The sequence below is a fragment of the Kribbella sp. NBC_00382 genome (genome assembly GCF_036067295.1).
In the GTDB taxonomy this organism is placed as follows: Bacteria; Actinomycetota; Actinomycetes; order Propionibacteriales; family Kribbellaceae; genus Kribbella.
The window spans coordinates 4,152,895-4,169,258 of the sequence record NZ_CP107954.1; the positions used below are offsets into that span (position 1 = coordinate 4,152,895).

General features: G+C 68.0%; 15 protein-coding genes. 8 read left to right on the top strand and 7 right to left on the bottom strand.

Annotated elements, in window-relative coordinates; all coding sequences use genetic code 11:
* Positions 1-11 precede the first annotated feature (11 nt).
* Genes OHA70_RS20230 through OHA70_RS20245 form a run of 4 tightly spaced genes read left to right on the top strand, consistent with a single transcriptional unit; the run spans position 12 to position 3,803 of the window.
* Positions 12-1,043 carry an ABC transporter permease gene (locus OHA70_RS20230; protein ID WP_328334862.1) on the top strand — a complete coding sequence of 344 codons (1,032 nt, stop codon included), beginning with the start codon at positions 12-14 and terminating at the stop codon, positions 1,041-1,043.
* Complete coding sequence (locus tag OHA70_RS20235; RefSeq protein ID WP_328334864.1) at positions 1,040-1,918, top strand: ABC transporter permease; 879 nt, start codon at positions 1,040-1,042, stop codon at positions 1,916-1,918. The genes OHA70_RS20230 and OHA70_RS20235 overlap by 4 nt, the downstream gene beginning before the upstream one ends.
* Positions 1,918-2,877: an ABC transporter ATP-binding protein gene (locus tag OHA70_RS20240; protein WP_328334866.1), complete on the top strand. Its 960-nt coding sequence runs from the start codon at positions 1,918-1,920 to the stop codon at positions 2,875-2,877. The genes OHA70_RS20235 and OHA70_RS20240 overlap by 1 nt, the downstream gene beginning before the upstream one ends.
* 11 nt (positions 2,878-2,888) lie before the next feature.
* Positions 2,889-3,803 carry an ABC transporter ATP-binding protein gene (locus tag OHA70_RS20245; RefSeq protein WP_328334868.1) on the top strand — a complete coding sequence of 305 codons (915 nt, stop codon included), beginning with the start codon at positions 2,889-2,891 and terminating at the stop codon, positions 3,801-3,803.
* 3 nt (positions 3,804-3,806) lie between these two features.
* Here the strand turns inward: OHA70_RS20245 and OHA70_RS20250 are convergent, their stop codons facing one another.
* Positions 3,807-4,328, bottom strand: a complete 522-nt coding sequence (locus tag OHA70_RS20250; protein ID WP_328334870.1) for a cupin domain-containing protein — start codon at positions 4,326-4,328, stop codon at positions 3,807-3,809.
* Positions 4,329-4,406: 78 nt separating this feature from the next.
* Here OHA70_RS20250 and OHA70_RS20255 point away from each other — a divergent pair, with 78 nt between their 5' ends.
* A complete protein-coding gene (locus OHA70_RS20255) occupies positions 4,407-4,784 on the top strand; it encodes a winged helix-turn-helix transcriptional regulator (protein ID WP_328334872.1) in 378 nt (125 codons plus the stop codon).
* 83 nt (positions 4,785-4,867) lie between these two features.
* Here the strand turns inward: OHA70_RS20255 and OHA70_RS20260 are convergent, their stop codons facing one another.
* From OHA70_RS20260 to OHA70_RS20285, 6 genes are all read right to left on the bottom strand, one after another.
* Positions 4,868-6,628 carry a DUF222 domain-containing protein gene (locus tag OHA70_RS20260; protein ID WP_328334874.1) on the bottom strand — a complete coding sequence of 587 codons (1,761 nt, stop codon included), beginning with the start codon at positions 6,626-6,628 and terminating at the stop codon, positions 4,868-4,870.
* A gap of 188 nt (positions 6,629-6,816) precedes the next feature.
* The gene (locus OHA70_RS20265; protein WP_328334876.1) at positions 6,817-8,109 is read right to left on the bottom strand and encodes a DUF58 domain-containing protein; all 1,293 of its coding nucleotides are present in this window, start codon (positions 8,107-8,109) and stop codon (positions 6,817-6,819) included.
* Positions 8,109-9,083, bottom strand: coding sequence for an AAA family ATPase (locus OHA70_RS20270; protein ID WP_328334878.1), 975 nt, complete (start codon positions 9,081-9,083; stop codon positions 8,109-8,111). The genes OHA70_RS20265 and OHA70_RS20270 overlap by 1 nt, the downstream gene beginning before the upstream one ends.
* Complete coding sequence (locus OHA70_RS20275) at positions 9,080-10,231, bottom strand: DUF4350 domain-containing protein (protein WP_328334880.1); 1,152 nt, start codon at positions 10,229-10,231, stop codon at positions 9,080-9,082. Before OHA70_RS20275 ends, OHA70_RS20270 begins: the two co-directional genes overlap by 4 nt.
* A complete protein-coding gene (locus OHA70_RS20280; RefSeq protein ID WP_328334882.1) occupies positions 10,228-10,875 on the bottom strand; it encodes a DUF4129 domain-containing protein in 648 nt (215 codons plus the stop codon). Before OHA70_RS20280 ends, OHA70_RS20275 begins: the two co-directional genes overlap by 4 nt.
* Positions 10,872-11,897: a hypothetical protein gene (locus tag OHA70_RS20285; RefSeq protein ID WP_328334884.1), complete on the bottom strand. Its 1,026-nt coding sequence runs from the start codon at positions 11,895-11,897 to the stop codon at positions 10,872-10,874. The genes OHA70_RS20280 and OHA70_RS20285 overlap by 4 nt, the downstream gene beginning before the upstream one ends.
* Positions 11,898-12,123: 226 nt before the next feature.
* Between OHA70_RS20285 and mtrA the strand changes: the two genes are divergently transcribed.
* The 3 genes from mtrA to OHA70_RS20300 all read left to right on the top strand — a co-directional run bounded on the left by mtrA (position 12,124) and on the right by OHA70_RS20300 (position 16,297).
* Positions 12,124-12,801 carry an MtrAB system response regulator MtrA gene (gene mtrA / locus OHA70_RS20290; protein WP_026163715.1) on the top strand — a complete coding sequence of 226 codons (678 nt, stop codon included), beginning with the start codon at positions 12,124-12,126 and terminating at the stop codon, positions 12,799-12,801.
* A 122-nt stretch (positions 12,802-12,923) separates the two neighbouring features.
* On the top strand, positions 12,924-14,537 hold the full coding sequence (mtrB, locus tag OHA70_RS20295) for an MtrAB system histidine kinase MtrB (RefSeq protein ID WP_328335170.1): 1,614 nt from the start codon (positions 12,924-12,926) through the stop codon (positions 14,535-14,537).
* Positions 14,534-16,297, top strand: coding sequence for an LpqB family beta-propeller domain-containing protein (locus OHA70_RS20300; protein WP_328334886.1), 1,764 nt, complete (start codon positions 14,534-14,536; stop codon positions 16,295-16,297). The genes mtrB and OHA70_RS20300 overlap by 4 nt, the downstream gene beginning before the upstream one ends.
* Positions 16,298-16,364 lie beyond the last annotated feature (67 nt).

Consider the following 16,364-nt stretch of genomic DNA (forward strand, 5'->3'; position numbering starts at 1 on the left):
CGGGTGGCGCGATGACGATCGCGCCACCGGCGGTCGAGGCGATCGACGAGCAGCCTGCCCGCCGGGGGCTGCTCCGGTACGCCGCCGCCAAGGTCGGTGGGGCGTTGCTCAGTATCGCGATGGTGATCGTGGCGACGTTCTTCGCGTTCCGGTTGCTGCCGGGAGATCCGGTGAGGGCGCTGGCGCAGGGCCGGAACATGACGCCGGAGCAGCTCGATCTGGAGCGGCACCGGCTCGGGCTGGACAAGTCGCTGGCCGAGCAGTTCGTGCATTTCGTCAACCAGACGGTGCATTTCGACCTCGGTACGTCGTACGAGTACAAGCGGCCTGTACTGGACCTGATCGGCGAACGGATCGGCTCCACCCTGCTGCTCACCGGTACTGCGCTGGTGATGGCCGTCAGCCTCGGCATCTGGCAAGGAGCGCGCGCCGGCTGGCGGCCGGGTAGCCGGTTCGACAAGTTCTCCACCGGGGTGTCGCTGGTGCTGTGGTCGGTGCCGACGTTCTGGCTCGGACTCCTGCTGCTGATGGTGTTCGCGGCTGGGATCGGGCCGATCCCGGGCATCTTCCCGACGCGAGGGATCGAGAGCGTCGATGCGCCGGATGGGTTCGGGTATGTGCTGGATGTCGCCAAGCACATGGTGCTGCCGTGCTTGACGATGGTGGCGGTCGTCTACGCGCAGTACCTGCTGGTGATGCGGTCGTCGGTGCTCGACGAGGTCGGGCAGGACTACGTCACGACGGCCCGCGCGAAGGGTCTGCGCGATGACGAGATCCGGCGGCGGCACGCAGTACCGAATGCGCTGTTGCCGACGGTGACGCTGGTCTTCATGCGGATCGGGTTCGTCGTCGGCGGGGCGGTGACCGTCGAGGCGATCTTCAGCTGGCCGGGGCTGGGGCAGCTGTTCTACGAGGCGATCCGGGTGCCTGACTTCACCTTGATGCAGGGCACGTTCCTGCTGATCACGGTGTCGGTGATCTTGATGAACACGCTCGCTGACGTCGTGTACCACCTGCTGGACCCCCGGGTGAGGTCCGCATGAGCATCACTTGGACGCGTCGGCGCCGTTCCCTGCAACGGTTCTGGAGCGACTTCCGTGGTCACCGCGCCGGCGTGATCGGCCTGGCGATCCTGCTGCTCGCGGTACTGCTCGCAGTAATCGCGCCGCTGTTCATCGACGTGGGGGTGACGAACGTCGTCAGCGGGACGCGCGAGAAGCTTGCGCCACCGAGCTGGGACGATCCGCTGGGCACGGATGAGTCGGGGCGGTCCGTACTGCTGATGATCTGGTGGGGATCACGGACGTCGTTGCTGATCGGGTTCCTCGCTGCGTTGCTCAGCATGGTCATCGGGACGGTGCTCGGGATCGCGGCTGGGCACTTCCGCGGCTGGATCGGCGCGATCGTCATGCGGATCACGGACTGGTTCCTGGTCCTGCCGTCATTGGTGACCGCGCTTGTGCTGGCGGCGATCCTGGGTGGCAGCACGGTGACGATCATCGCGGCGATCGGCGTGACTTCGTGGCCGTCGACGGCTCGGTTGATTCGCGCGCAGACGCTGGCGGTGGAGGCACGGCCGTACATCGAACGGTCGCAGGCGTTGGGCGGCGGGCACTGGCACATCACCACGCGGCATGTGCTGCCGAACGTCGCACCGTTGCTGTTGGCAAGTACGACGCTGGAGGTGGCGAGCGCGATCGTCACGGAGTCGACACTTGCCTTCCTCGGGGTCAGCGCGAACAAGACGTCTTGGGGGACGATGCTGCGTGGTTCGTACGACTGGGGTGCGGCGACGTCGGGCGCTTGGTGGTACATCCTCGTACCGGGCTTGTGCATCGTGATCGTGGTGATGGCGTTCACGTTGTGCGGTCGGGCGCTGGAGACCGTGCTGAATCCACGGTTGCGGAGGGCGGTCTGATGAGTCTGCTCGAGCTGGACGAGTTGTCCGTGACCTACCGGATCGCGTCGGGGGACGTCCCCGCGGTACGGGGTGTGTCGTTGTCGCTGGAGGCCGGTGAGGCGCTCGGCGTCGTCGGTGAGTCGGGGTCGGGGAAGTCGACGCTGGCGATGGCTTTGCTGCGGTTGCTGCCTCGCGATGCCCGGACTTCGGGACGGATCATGCTTGGCGGTGAGGATGTGCTGGCGATGAAGTGGGGGCGGTTGCGGGCAGTGCGGTGGGCCGAGGCGTCGATCGTTTTTCAGGGGGCGCAGCATGGGCTGAACCCGGTGCAGCGGATCGGCGACCAGATCGCTGAACCTTTGCTGGTGCACAAGATCTGCTCTTCGGATAAGGCTCGTACTCGCGTTGTTGAACTGCTTGGTCAGGTGGGGTTGCCGGCTTGGCGTGCCCGGAGCTATCCGCACGAGCTGTCTGGTGGCCAACGGCAACGAGTGATGATCGCAATGGCGCTGGCGTGTGAACCGCAGCTGATCATCGCGGACGAGCCGACGACGGCGCTCGACCTGATGGTGCAGGCGCAGGTGCTGACGCTGATCAAGTCGCTGATCGCGTCGCGGGGGATCTCGTTGCTGATGATCTCGCACGACTTGTCTGTACTAGCTGACACGTGTGATCGGTTGGCGGTCATGTACGCCGGGCGACTTGTCGAGACAGGTCCTGCTGATGGGGTGTTTCGGCATCCTTACAGTCAGGCGCTGGCGGCTGCCTTTCCGACTGTTGGTGATCCGGCGTCGCGGCTGGCGCCTCGGGGGCTCGGGGGTGATCCGCCGGATCCTCAGCGGTTGCCGTCGGGGTGTGTGTTCCATCCGCGGTGCCCGGTGGCGCTGGAGTCGTGTTCTTCGGTCGACGTCGAGCTGCGGCCGGCGGGCGATCGGCGTACGGCGGCCTGTGTTCTGGTACTGGAGGAATCTTGCTAGAGGCAAGCTCTTTGTCAGTTGAGTTCGCCTCCCGTGGCAGGCGTGCGGCGCGGGCCGTGGACGGCGTCAACCTGGCCGTCGGGGCTGGTGAGATCGTCGCGCTGGTCGGCGAATCGGGCTGCGGCAAGACAACTTTGGCCCGTACGCTGCTCGGCCTCGAGCGACCAAGCGCGGGCACGGTCTCGTACGACGGATCGCCGCTCTCGTACCGCGCCAAGGCGCTCAAGGCCTACCGTCGCCGGGTCCAGCTGGTGCTGCAGGATCCGATGGGCTCCCTCAACCCGCGCCAGACGGTCTACGAAGCCGTTGCCGAAGGCCCCCGAATCCACGGCCTCCCCGACGAGGAGACCGTCGTCGCCGAAGCCCTCTCCCGCGCAGGCCTCCGCCCACCAGAACGCTTCTTCCTCCGTTACCCCCACGAACTCTCCGGCGGCCAACGCCAGCGCGTAGTCATCGCCGGCGCCCTGGCCCTCAACCCCAAAGTCCTGATCGCCGACGAGCCCGTCGCCTCGCTCGACGCCTCCGTCCGCGGCGAAATCCTCGCCCTCCTGCTCCGCCTCCGCGACGACCTCGGCCTCTCCGCCCTGGTCGTCACCCACGACCTAGGCCTCGCCTGGAACATCGCCGACCGCGTAGCCGTCATGTACCTAGGCCGCATCGTCGAATCCGGCCCCACCGAACAGATCCTGAAGACCCCCCAACACCCATACACCCAAGCCCTACTCTCGGTACTTCCCGAGTCCCCGGCCCGCATTGTCCTGAGCGGTGAGCCGCCCGACCCCACCCGCATCCCCGGCGGCTGCCGCTTCCACCCCCGCTGCCAGGTAGTCGCCTCGGGCAACCCCATCGCCAACAAATGCCGCACCGACGTCCTCCCGATCCTGCCAGCTCTCGAGGAGCCCCAGGCGGCCTGCCACTTGCTGTAGCTGTTAGGTCGGGTCCGGGAGCGCGATGGTTCGGCTGAGGTCGTTCATCAGGGCGAAGCGGGCCAGCAGGTCATCGTCGATCGGGGGGACCTCTTGGCCCGGTACGGCGGGGAGCGCGTGGTCGCCGATCACCGACTCGATGCCGCCCGGCGTGAAGAAGAACAGCATCTTGGCGGCGTGGTTGGCGACGTTGTGGAAGCGGTGGCGGACGCCGCGGGGGATGTGGATGAAGTCGCCGGCCTTGGCGATGAAGGTGGTGTCGCCGTCGAGGAACTCCAGCTCACCGGAGAGCAGGTAGAAGGTCTCCTCCTCGCTCGGGTGCGCATGCGGCGGCGGCCCGCCACCAGCCGGTACGGTCGCCTCGATGAACCCGAACCCACCGTTCGTCTGCGATGCCCGCGCCTTGATCGTGTACACGTCCCCGGCCGCCCAGACCGTATGCCCTTCGCCGGACGGCACGTACAGCGCGCCACGCTTGAACCACTCGGGATCGTCATGCGGAAGGTCGGACCAAGGAAAGCTCATGGAATCAACCTGACCAGCCAAGCGCTGTCCTGGGAAGAAGGCAGTTGTTGCGCACCAGGTATCAGAAAGGGAACCACCGTGACCGACGACGAGCGCCCAGGATCATGTGAACTGGTCAGATCAACGATGGCGATGATCGGCGAGAAGTGGTCCATGCAGGTCCTCTTCGAACTCTGCAACGGCCCCGTCCGCTTCAACGAACTCCGCCGACTCCTCACCCCGGTCACCCAGCGCATGCTGAGCTCCAGCCTCCGCACCCTGGAACACAACGGCCTGATCACCAGAACCGTCCACCCCACAGTCCCGCCCCAAGTCGCCTACGCCCTCACCGAACCAGGCCGAGCCCTCAATGCCGCCATCCACCACGTAGCCCTCTGGGCCGAAACCTACGGCGACACGATCCTTGCCGCGCGCGCCGGCCACGAGACGGCGGACGCGGTACGGACGACGGGCTAGCAGTACGTTCGGTTGAACGCCAGCCGGCCGGAAGGTACACGATCCGCCGCTCGCCCGGGGTACGGGTCGATTCGCGGGGTCGGTCAGGTGAGGCGGTGGGTGCCGGTGCGGTCGACGCGGAAGCTGAAGCCGTTGGGCGTGGTCCACTGCAGCACACCTTCACCGGCAGGCTGCACCCGCCAGCCACGGCCGTGGGTTTTAACGCGGTGGTGGAACCGCGTTGCCGGCGTGAGATTGGTGGTACTCGTTTGGCCTGGTGGTCCATGAGGGTCGTAAGGCTGGACATGATCCAGATCGGTTCGCGGACTGGTCTCTGCCGTGCCATACGGGAACCGCTCAACAGGCTGAGCTAGGCGTACGCGTTCGCGGATCCGGGTGGGGATCTCGTAGGCGTTGACGTCGATGTGCTCGTTGAGGTCGATGACCGGTTTGAGCACGACCTGGTCGTGGCCGAGCAATTCCTTCAGCTGAGCGGCAATGAACGCTCCGTGATCCTCAATCCTGACGATGCCTTCACCGGTGAGCAATGTTTCGTCGGTGATGTGGACGTACAAGACGACGCGTCCGCCCCTGCCTGCCCCGCTCGCGCTGCTGATACCGGCGGTATGGGCGGCGTTCTTGATCATGGCGAGTTTGCCGGCTAGTTGGTGGCGCGAGTACGGGTCGATCGCTGCCCGGATCTCGACGGCAGGACAGCGGACAGGGTCCATTGGCTCCTGCCCATCACCCGGGTACAGCGCGTCCCAGTCTGGTTCTTCGGCCACTTCGCCCGGTACTTCGGGCGGGTCCCACTCACCTCCCGAAGATCCATCGGCTGGTTCCGTGCCCGGTTCTCCGGACAAGCTCAACTCAGCGCCGGTTGCTCCGGGCCTGTGTAGCTTGACTCCCGAAGCGTCCTCAGCCAGTCCTGCAATCGGCGAACCGGGCAGCTGCGGCTCGGCGTCCGACGAGCCGCCGGGTGGTAGGTCGGCTGCTGCTCCGGACCCGTGCGCTGGGGCTGCTCCGGTTGGATGCTGGGCGGCGTCGGCGTCGGCGTCGGCGTCGTTGGTGGTGGGAGCGGGGTGTGTGGCTAGGTAGCGGGCGGCGGTGAGGAGTTCGTAGGCGGCTAGGGGGTCGGCTAGCCAGCCGATGGCTTTGGCGCGGCGTTCGGACAGGGAGTCGGGGTCGCCGAGTTCGCTGAGGGCCCAGGCGACGTCGTTGAGGGAGGCGTTGATGGCGATGACGTCGCCGGAGGAGGCTTTGACCCAGATGGTTTTGGTGCCGTGGTCGTCGGAGGGCTGGACCCAGACGCCGCGTTCGCGGGCGCGTTCCTCGGCGGCTTGGCGGGCGGCGTCGGGGTCGGCTTCTTTGATGACGGCGTCGACGATTTTCTGGAGGCGGTAGGCCGAGAGGGTGTCGATGACGGCGACGACTCGTTCGTCGACCAGGGCGGCGGCTTCGGCGGACAGCTTCAGGCAGGCGCGGGCGACGGCCCGGGCGCGCCAGACGACGGTCTGGCCGTTGAGGGTTTTGGCCCAGATCCGGGGGAGGCGGTGGCGGAGGGCGAGTGCTTCGCCGATGTAGTTGGCGGCGGCGCCGCTGGACATCTTCAACAGCACACCGAGTTCGGCGGCGGCGAACTCGGCGATCGCGGGGCAGCCGTCACCGCCGTACACGACCAGGCGCTCGCCTCCACGCTTTTCAGTGGTCTTCTCAGAGGTGGTGGGAAGGGCAGCGTGCAAGTCGGCGAAGTGCAGGGTTGCTTGGAGTTTGCCGAGCGCGGCCCGGTTTTCCTCCGCGTCGAATTCGACGGCCGCGTCGAGGGTCGCGGCGGCGTCGAAATCATCCCATCCATCATCGAACATGCATTCGATTCTAGCGTCACTTTGCATGACCGCCAAATCACGAGAGGCTCGCCTCCCCTTATCTGTAAGGGGTACGAGCATCCGCAGCGTATGACCGGAGTTGCCTGCTGGCCATCAGGAGCGCCTGGTCGCGCCAGCGTGGGTAGCGGGATTGCGGGTCGGTTCGCGTGGGGGAGGACCGGGTCGGGCTAGAGGCGGCCGGCCTTCTTTAGGGCTAAGTAGGTGTCGGCTAGGGCGGGGGCTATCTGGTCTGGGTTGGCGTCTACGACTGTGGCGCCGGCTCGGGTTAGGACGGCGGTTACTCGTTCTCGGTCCAGGCGGGTTCGGGCGGCTGAGGCGGCGCCGTAGATTTCGATCATGTCGGAGAGGGAGGATTCCATCTCCGTCAGGCGGGGGTCGGCTACGGAGGCCAGTACGACGACGTGGCGGCGCAACAGCGGTCCGATGACGGGGAGGAGGGACTCCTCGATGACCGCTGGGTCCAGGCCTGTTAGGAGGACTACCAGGGAGCGCTGGCCTAGGCGTTCCAGGACCTGGGAGACGACTACGCGGAAGTCTGTTTGGACTAGTTGGGCGTCTACGTTGGCCAGGGCGTTGACGAAGGACGGTAGGACGTCTTGGGGGGCGGGGCGGCGGACGTCGGCTCGGACTTCGGAGTCGCAGGCCAGTAGGGAGACTCGGTCGCCGGCTCGGGTGGCCAAGGCGGCCAACAACAAGGCGGCGTCCATGGCGTGGTCCAGGCGCGGGGCGTCGCCGACGCGGCCGGCTGACATTCGGCCGGAGTCGATGACGATGGCTACCTGGCGGTCGCGCTCGGGGCGCCAGGTTCGCAGTACTACGGTGTTGCGCCGAGCCGTGGCCCGCCAGTCGATGCTCCGGACGTCGTCACCCGGCACGTAGTCCCGCAGCGAGTCGAACTCCGTCCCCTGACCCCTTACCAGCAAGGCGGTTCGGCCATCGAGCTCCCGCAGCCGGGCAAGCCGCGATGGCAAGTGCTTGCGACTGTTGAACGGCGGCAGCGCCCGTACCGTCCACGGCACCTTGTGTGCCCCCTGCCGCCCAGCGAACCCGAGCGGCCCGATCGACCGCACAGTCACCCGATCAGCATGCCGATCCCCACGCCTGGTAGGCACCAGATGCGTCGTAAACCGCCGCCGCTCGCCACCCGGCAGGTCGAGCTTGTGCGGCGGGTCCTGTACTCCGGCCGAAGGCGGCCAAGCATCACGCAGCAGCCCCTTCACCCGCCGCCCGGGGTTAGCCACCAGCAACGTCACTACAGCCGGCTGCCCCAGCCGTACAGCGGTATCGCCCTCCCGACTCAGCTGCAGCCGCCGAGGCGACCCAGCCAGCAACAGGTCGACCACGCACACCAGCAGCACGACAGCGACCACCAAGCCGACCCCAGCCCACCTGGGCATCAGCACAGCGACGAAGAGCACCCCCGCCGCGGCCAGTACGCCGGCCCGGCCAGTGAGGACCATCAGCGTGGCACTGGCACCGTGGCCAGCACACTCTCCAGTACTGCGTCCGCAGTGACACCTTCCAGCTCCGCCTCCGGCCGGATCTGAACCCGGTGCCGCAGGCAAGGACGTGCCATCGCCTTCACGTCGTCAGGGATCACGTAGTCGCGCCCGGACAGCCAAGCCCACGCCCGAGACACCGCAAGCAACGCAGTAGCCCCACGCGGCGACACCCCAAGCTGCAGCGAAGGAGACTGCCGAGTGGCCCGGCACAGGTCGACCACATAGGCGAGTACGTCCTCCCGTACCGCCACCCGCCGCACAGCTGCCTGCCCAGCCAACAAGTCCTCCGGCCCAGCCACTGGCCGCAACCCAGCAGCCGCAAGGTCGCGCGGGTCGAAACCGGCAGCGTGCCGGGCCAGTACGGCGATCTCAGCGTCACGCGGCGGAATGTCCAGCGTCACCTTGAGCAGGAACCGGTCCAACTGGGCCTCAGGCAACGGATAGGTGCCCTCGTACTCGATCGGGTTCTGGGTAGCCGCCACGACGAAGGGAACCGGCAGCAGCCGCGGCTCACCGTCGACGGTGACCTGCCGCTCCTCCATCGCCTCGAGCAGCGCGGCCTGCGTCTTCGGTGGCGTCCGGTTGATCTCGTCCGCGAGCAGGATGTTGGTGAACACCGGCCCCTTGCGGAACTCGAACTCGCTCGTCTTCGCGTCGTACACGAGCGACCCGGTGACATCGCCGGGCATCAGGTCGGGGGTGAACTGGACCCGCTTGGTCTCCAGCCGCATCGCCATCGACAGTGCCCGCACCATCAGCGTCTTCGCCGTACCGGGGACTCCTTCCAGCAGGACGTGGCCGCGGCAGAGCAGGGCAAGGACCAGGGCGGTCACGGCCGTCTCCTGCCCGACCACGGCCTTGCCGATCTCGTTCCGCAGCTCGACCAGAGCCTGCCTGGCCCGTTCGGGGGTGACCTCGATAGCGGTCGTCACGGGTGTCGTACCTCCAGCGTCAGCAGGTCTAGCTCATGGGACAAGAACATCAGGGCCGAGTCGTCGAGTGGTGGTTGACCATAGAGCAGTTCGTAGAGCATTGCCGGATCCCTGCCCGTGCGGGCGGCGATTGCGGCCACTACCGCGGTCGGCTCGGCCCTGCGAGGGATGCCGTGCGCAGTGTGGAGCTTGCCGAGCGCAGACTCGCGCAGTGCAGCCGCAGCACGGTCCCGAGCCCGGGAACGCCGGTAGAGCCGCGCCCTGCCCTCAGTGGTCTCCGCTGCATGCACGATGACTGGCAGAGGCTCCGGTACTACGGGACCGAGCCGCCGGCCGCGCCAGATCGCCACCACGAAGGCAGCGAAGGCCAGCGCCCACGCGATGTACCGAACGTCCGGCGGGACCAGTGGCGGCCCGTCGCTGTCGTCGTCATCGCCGTAGTCGTTGCCGTTGTCCTCGTACTGCGGCAGGTACCAGACCACCTCGGATGTCGTGCCGATCAGGTTCAGCGCGAGGGCTGCGTTGCCGTCGTCAGCCAACTGCTCATTGGTGAAGGTCTTCGGCGAGCCGACGACGTCGACGATCTTGCCGCCGGTCTCGAGCCGGACGAGCGTGTGGTGGATGCCGTCGCCATAGCAAGCGGCGGCCGCGCCGGCAGAGGAGTACGAGACGCCGCTGACGGTCGCAGTACCGGCCTTGACCGCTGCAGGGAGGTCGCAGTCGGGGGAGCGGCTGCCTTCGGGCAGTGTCGAACTCGCGTTCAGTACGCCGGGGGCGATGAGTTCCAGCGCCCTGGTGCCCGGCCGGATGAGCACCACGTGGCCCCAGCCGCCCATAGCTATGTCTTCCCAGTCCGAGCGGCTCAAGGATCCGCCAGGGGCGATCAGCAGCGTCTTGTCTGCACTGCCGTCGACGGCGTCCTGGTAGGCCGTCGTGCCCGTTACCTCGACCTGGTGGTTCTTGAGCAGAGCAGCGAGGGCCTTGGCGCCCGCTGGGGCGGCAGAGTCCGGGCTGAACGGCCCAGACGTCCGGGCGGCCGTTGCAATGAGGAGCACCAGTATGCCCAGCACCGCCAGCCCGGTGACCAGCAAGGGGATGCGCAGTGCCCGCCAGGCTTCAGTGCCACTCCGTCCAACTGCAGTGCTCATTCCTGCACCAACTGTCGCGTCGACACGTGCCTGGCGGCTTCATCAGCGGCCACTACCCGCGCATAGCGCTCAGGCGTCCCAGGTCGGTTGCCGTAGACAACCTCTGTGAACACCAGCGCCGCCGGCTGCAGTGGCTCCCGCAGAGCCGGTACTACGCGCCCCGCGTCCGCCACAGCCTCGTACGCCGTCCGCCCCGGCCGCTCGTCCAGCACAGTGCGCTCGGTGAGCTCCGCAACGCAAGCGCGGAAGCGACTCCGCACCGCAGCCGTGAAGTCACCTCGAGAAGCCTCCTCAGAAGCCTGGGTGCGATAAGCAGAGGCGCTGCGCGGCCGGTCGTCGTCGAAGACCGCCTGGCCCTTGGCCCCGCGAGTCGTCCGCAGTACTCCGGCCCGCCACAGCACCACGATGACGACGAGCACGATCAACCCGAGCAGCATCGTCAGGCCCGCTCTGCCGTCGGTGGACTGGCCGGTCAGGTTGCCCAGCAGGTCGCCGATCCAGTCCATGATGTGACCGATGATCCGGGAGATGACATTGTCGCCTGCCTGGCCGTAAGCAGGCTTGGCCAGCTCCTTGGCCGCCTCCTGCGCCGCCTCGTCGCGACCGATGTCGACCGGCGGCTCCAGGAACACCAGGGCCCTCACAGATTCGGCCCAGCCGGTGACTTGAGCGCCGGGCGCATCCACAGGTCGAGCCCCTCGCGCCGGACCCGCAGGTCGAGGTAGATAAGCGCCTGGACCGCCGACATGAAGGCGAGGCTGGCGATCAGGGTCAGGACGGTCGCGAGCCCGGCGGAGATGGCCAGCACGATCGAGATGATGGTCGCCGAACTGTCCTCGCTGCCATCGGCCCAGGACCCCAGCGTGGCGGCCAGCGTACCGATGCCGAACTGCAGCGCGTAGCTGACGATGTTCACCACCAGCCCACCGAACAGCAGGATGCCGAGCACCCGCCAGAACTTGCCGCGCACCAGCCGCCAGGACCGCCTCAGCGAGCCCCAGACGCCAACCCTGGCAGGGATGTAGAGCCCGATGTCCGGCGCGTGCTTGCCCTCCATCAGGACCACTGTCCCCGCCAGCACGAGCCGGATCCCGAAGATGAGGACCAGTACGCCGCCGACCAGCACCAGCAGTACTGCGACCAGCCCGGCCGCCTCAGACGAGATCAGCGCGTCGGTACCGGCCCCGATGGCGAAGACGCCCAGACCCCAGCCGGCGATGATCACGCCGAAGCAGAGCGACTGGACGATGCCGACGGCAGCCAGGGCCGGCAGGGACCGGCGTACCAGCCGGAGGAGCTCGCGTGGGCCGACCCGGTTCGCCAGCTGGCTGCGTACGGCGGCCAGGGCGATGATGCCCGACAACATGCTCGACACCACGGCGAACAGGATCAGCTCCACCCCGTACATGACCAGCATGGAGATCCCGGCCCGCTCGAACGGTGAGTCGGCGTTGAAGAAGCCACTGATCCCGCCGGGCACGGTCAGCTCCGTCAGCGCGGCCTGTACTGCGGTCAGCGCGATACCGGCCAGCACCGGGAGGCCCAGCATGATGGCCTTGTTCTCGGAGATGGTCCGGGCGGCGTTGTCGAGCAGATCCGCCGGCAACCACGGCCGCAGCGGTTCGGCGTACTCCGAGCTCTCGTAGACCCCGATGCCGTCGCTCATCCCGCCCCTCCCAGGTTGTCTCCGACCCCCGCAGTGCACCATGATCACAGCCCGGGCGGCTCATACCCCCATTAGTACGGTCCCGCACGGCGATCCGGCGTGTGTGTTACCCGGGGAATGGGACACTATCCGTAGTGCGTACGATCGGCGCCCGCTGGGCGCGCAGCACAGATCCGGACCGGCCGTGACAGTACAAGGAGCAGGCGTGGCAGAAGGTAACCGGACGATGCGGGGCCGAGTCCTCATCGTCGATGACGACACGGCGTTGTCCGAGATGCTCAGCATCGTGCTGCGCAACGAGGGCTACGACACCTATCTGGTCGCCACCGGCGACAAGGCGGTGCCTGCGTTCCGCGAGTTCAAACCCGACCTCCTGCTGCTCGACCTGATGCTGCCCGGGATGGACGGGATCGACGTCTGCCGCGCGATCCGGGCCGAGTCCGGCGTACCGATCGTGATGCTGACCGCGAAGAGCGACACCGTGGACGTGGTGCTGGGCCTGGAGTCCGGCGCCGACGACTACGTGGTGAAGCCGTTCAAGCCCAAGGAACTGGTGGCCCGGATCAGGGCCCGGCTGCGCCGGATGGACGAGCCCGGGCCGGAGTCGCTGACCATCGGCGACCTGACCATCGACGTGGCCGGGCACTCGGTCAAGCGCAGCGGCGAGACGATCCAGCTCACCCCGCTGGAGTTCGACCTGCTGGTCTGCCTGGCCTCCAAGCCCTGGCAGGTGTTCACCCGTGAGGTGCTGCTCGAGCAGGTCTGGGGCTACCGGCACGCGGCCGACACCCGGCTGGTCAACGTGCACGTCCAGCGGCTGCGCTCCAAGATCGAGAAGGACCCGGAGCACCCGGAGATCGTCGTGACGGTCCGTGGCGTCGGCTACAAGGCTGGTGCGGACTGATCGAGTACGGACGCGACGACCAGTCGTCGCAGGCGGAGAAGCCGGCGGCCGAGCCGGCACCCCGCGGAACCGAGATCGAGCTCACCGCCGCCGGGGCTGACTGGCACGCCCTGCCGCAGCCCCTGTGGCGGACCCACCCGCGGCACTGGCCGGACGTCTGGCGGCGCTCGATCCAGGCCCGGATCGTCACCGGCACGCTGCTGATGTCGACGATCGTGCTGATCCTGGTCGGCTGGGTGATGATGAGCCAGGTCACCGACGGCATCCTGGAGTCCCGCCGCGACAGCGCCAAGCAGGAGGCCGTCGCGCAGCTCGCGTCGCTGACCGGCTCGATCAACGCGGCCGACCCCGGCACCCTGCAGAACAAGCTCTCGCTGCTCGTCGCGGGCTCCAACCGCCCCGGCCTGTACGAGGTGGTGCTGATCCCGAGCGACAGCGCCGACTCGAACGCGATCCGGACCACCGGCCTGGTCGAGAGCGAGTCGATCCCGTCCGAGCTGCGCGCGTCCGTCTCGCAGGACGAGACCAAGCTGTTCGACACCTATATGCGGATCGACTACCAGGGCAACCGCAGCGAGCCGGGCCTGGCCATCGGCTCCCAGTTGCGGGTACAGAACTCCACTGCCCAGCGGTACGAGGTGTACTTCCTCTTCCCGCTCACCGCGCAGAAGGAGACGCTCGACGTCGTCCAGCGGGCCCTGGTCACCGCCGGGCTGCTGCTGGTCGTCCTGCTTGGCGCTGTCGCCTGGCTGGTCACTCGGCAGGTCGTCACCCCGGTACGGATGGCCCGGCGGATCGCTGAGCGGCTTGCGGCCGGCCGGCTCGAGGAGCGGATGCAGGTCCGCGGTACCGACGACCTGGCCCGGCTGGCGGTCTCCTTCAACAAGATGGCCAGCAACCTGCAGCAACAGATCCGCAGGCTGGAGGAGCTGTCCAGGCTGCAGCGCAGGTTCGTCTCGGACGTCTCGCACGAGCTGCGGACGCCGCTGACCACGGTCCGGATGGCTGCCGACCTGCTGCACGAGACCCGGGACGACTTCGACCCGATCACCCGCCGCTCGGTCGAGCTGCTGCAGGGCGAGCTCAACCGGTTCGAGGGACTGCTGGCCGACCTGCTCGAGATCAGCCGCTTCGACGCCGGCGCCGCCGCTCTCGACCTGGAGGACGTCGACCTGCGAGACATCGTCTCCCGGGTGCTGGAGAACCACGAGACCCTGCTGGGCCACAAGGGCTGCGAGGTCGTGCTGGACATGCCCGAGCCGTGCCGCGCCCAGGTCGACTCGCGCCGGATCGAGCGGATCCTGCGCAACCTGATCGGCAACGCGGTCGAGCACAGCGAGGGCCGGCCGATCCGGATCAGCACCGCGTACGACGAGGACGCCGCTGCGGTGGCCGTCCGCGACCACGGCGTCGGCTTCCGGGCCGAAGAGGCCGACATGGTGTTTAGCCGATTCTGGCGGGCCGACCCGGCCAGGGCGCGTACTACCGGTGGTACCGGGCTGGGCCTGTCCATCGCGCTGGAGGACGCCCGGTTGCACGGCGGCCGACTGGACGCGTGGGGCTCGCCCGGTGACGGCGCATACTTCCGCCTGACCGTCCCGCGTCGCCCGGACGTCACCTTGACCGGCTCGCCGCTCCCCGCCCGGCCCGCGGACGCGGCGCGAGTGGTGACCGAGATGTCGCTGGTCGATGTCGGCGCTCCGTACCAGAAGCTCACGGGTGGTGATGAGTCATGAAGGCGCGACTGCTCGCCGGGACGCTGGCGACCGCTCTCCTGGTGGCCGGCTGCGCGAACGTACCGACCAAGGGCCCGATCCGGAGCAGCAGCCAGGACGCGCCCGCGGCTGGTCTCGGTGGTACCGGTGTCGAGGCCCGGCCGCCCCGCCCCAACGCAGCTCAGCCGCAGCTCGTGAACGGCTTCGTGGAGGCGATGTCCGACTCGAACGCCTTCGACGTCGCCCGGGAGTACATGACCCCGCAGGCCGGCGACGCCTGGAAACCCGAGTCGAAGATCCTGGTCTACGACCAGAGCGCGGGCTCGGGGATCGCCAAGGAGGCCGACGGGAAGTTCCATCTGGCGGCGCCGCTGATCGCCACCATCGACGGCCGAGGCTCGTGGACCCCGGCCGCACCGAACACGCAGCTCGACTTCGCCTTCGACCTGACGAAGGTCGATGACCAGTGGCGGGTAGCGAACGCGCCGCCCGGCGTCTTCCTGGGGAGCAACCAGCTGCAGCCCCGGCTGATCCCCGCCGCCCTCTACTTCTTCAACCCGAGCAAGCACCTGCTGGTGCCGGACCCGATCTACCTGCCGCGCAACCTGACCTCGGGCCAGGCGGCTACCCAGCTCATCCAGGAGCTGCTCAAGGGCCCGACCAGCAGGCTCGGCAACAGCGTGGTCTCCAACGCGCCACCCGGTACGACGGTGGACGTGTCGGTACCGGTCGAGTCCGGGGTCGCGACGGTCGCCCTGAGCGACACGGCCTCGTCGCTGACCGACGCGACCGACCGCGAGCAACTGGCCGCCCAGATCACCTGGACGCTGCGTCCGATCACCAGCCGGGTGCGGATCACGGTCGAGGGCGCCCCGCTGCTGCCGGACCGGCCCGACGAGCTGTCGTCCGCCAACTTCGGCCAGTACGACCCAGCGGTGCCCGGCGGACAGCTGAAGAACCTGTACGGCGTACGGGACGGCAAGATCCAGCGGATCCAGGGGCAGGACGACGGCCAGACCATCGAGGCCAAGGCGATCCCCGACAGCCAGCTGAACCTGTACAGGGCCGAGTCGTTCGCGGTGAACCTGCGGGCCGACACCGGCGCGATCGCCACCACCGGCAAGAGCGGGCGCCCGCTGGTGGTCGTCGGCCGGCTGGACGGGGCGAAGAACGAGCAGGCGTCGCTGATCGAGGCGGACGGCAAGGTGCTGCGGCCGACCTTCGACGGCGAGGACAACCTGTGGATCCTGGACCGGGCGGACAGCGCGAAGCCGCGGCTCCGGGTCCGTACGCCGGACGGCAAGGTATCGGTCGTGCAGACCAAGTTCGGCACCTACACCCCGGTTGTCCTGCGGATGGCGCCCGATGGCGTCCGGGCGCTGCTGGTGATGGAGCGCGGGGGCGTGAACTCGGTGATGACCGCCACGGTCGGCGGTAGCGACGGCAAGCTTGCCCTCAGCCGGTTCATGCCGCTGCAGTTGCCGCTGCTGGACATCACGGACGCGTCCTGGAGCAACCCGGCCATCCTGGTGGCCGCCAAGTCGCCCAAGGGGGACGCGGCGCGGCCGTGGCAGGTCAACGTGGACGGTTCGCAGCCGCAGGTGATTCCGGGGGCCAGCAGCTCGTTCGAGACGATCCACGTCGCGTCCAACCCGAACGTCGACACGCTGCCCGCCGTCCAGGACGATCGCAAGCAGCTGCACTGGCAGGGCAAGGACCTCGACTGGGTCGACATGGCCGAAGGCCCTGAGGGCCAGATCACCCCGGTCTACCCCGGCTGATCTTTTCCACAGCTCTCGCAGGTTTGTCCACAGCCCGGACTCACCCTGGTTGCGGGCGCGGCCGGGA

Excerpts from the sequence above, each read along its gene's own strand:
- OHA70_RS20250 (WP_328334870.1), bottom strand. The coding sequence starts at position 4,328 with ATGAGCTTTCCTTGGTCCGACCTTCCGCATGACGATCCCGAGTGGTTC.
- OHA70_RS20260 (WP_328334874.1), bottom strand. The coding sequence starts at position 6,628 with ATGTTCGATGATGGATGGGATGATTTCGACGCCGCCGCGACCCTCGAC.
- OHA70_RS20235 (WP_328334864.1), top strand. The coding sequence starts at position 1,040 with ATGAGCATCACTTGGACGCGTCGGCGCCGTTCCCTGCAACGGTTCTGG.
- OHA70_RS20275 (WP_328334880.1), bottom strand. The coding sequence starts at position 10,231 with ATGAGCACTGCAGTTGGACGGAGTGGCACTGAAGCCTGGCGGGCACTG.
- OHA70_RS20300 (WP_328334886.1), top strand. The coding sequence starts at position 14,534 with ATGAAGGCGCGACTGCTCGCCGGGACGCTGGCGACCGCTCTCCTGGTG.
- OHA70_RS20240 (WP_328334866.1), top strand. The coding sequence starts at position 1,918 with ATGAGTCTGCTCGAGCTGGACGAGTTGTCCGTGACCTACCGGATCGCG.
- OHA70_RS20285 (WP_328334884.1), bottom strand. The coding sequence starts at position 11,897 with ATGAGCGACGGCATCGGGGTCTACGAGAGCTCGGAGTACGCCGAACCG.
- OHA70_RS20230 (WP_328334862.1), top strand. The coding sequence starts at position 12 with ATGACGATCGCGCCACCGGCGGTCGAGGCGATCGACGAGCAGCCTGCC.
- mtrA (WP_026163715.1), top strand. The coding sequence starts at position 12,124 with ATGCGGGGCCGAGTCCTCATCGTCGATGACGACACGGCGTTGTCCGAG.
- OHA70_RS20265 (WP_328334876.1), bottom strand. The coding sequence starts at position 8,109 with ATGGTCCTCACTGGCCGGGCCGGCGTACTGGCCGCGGCGGGGGTGCTC.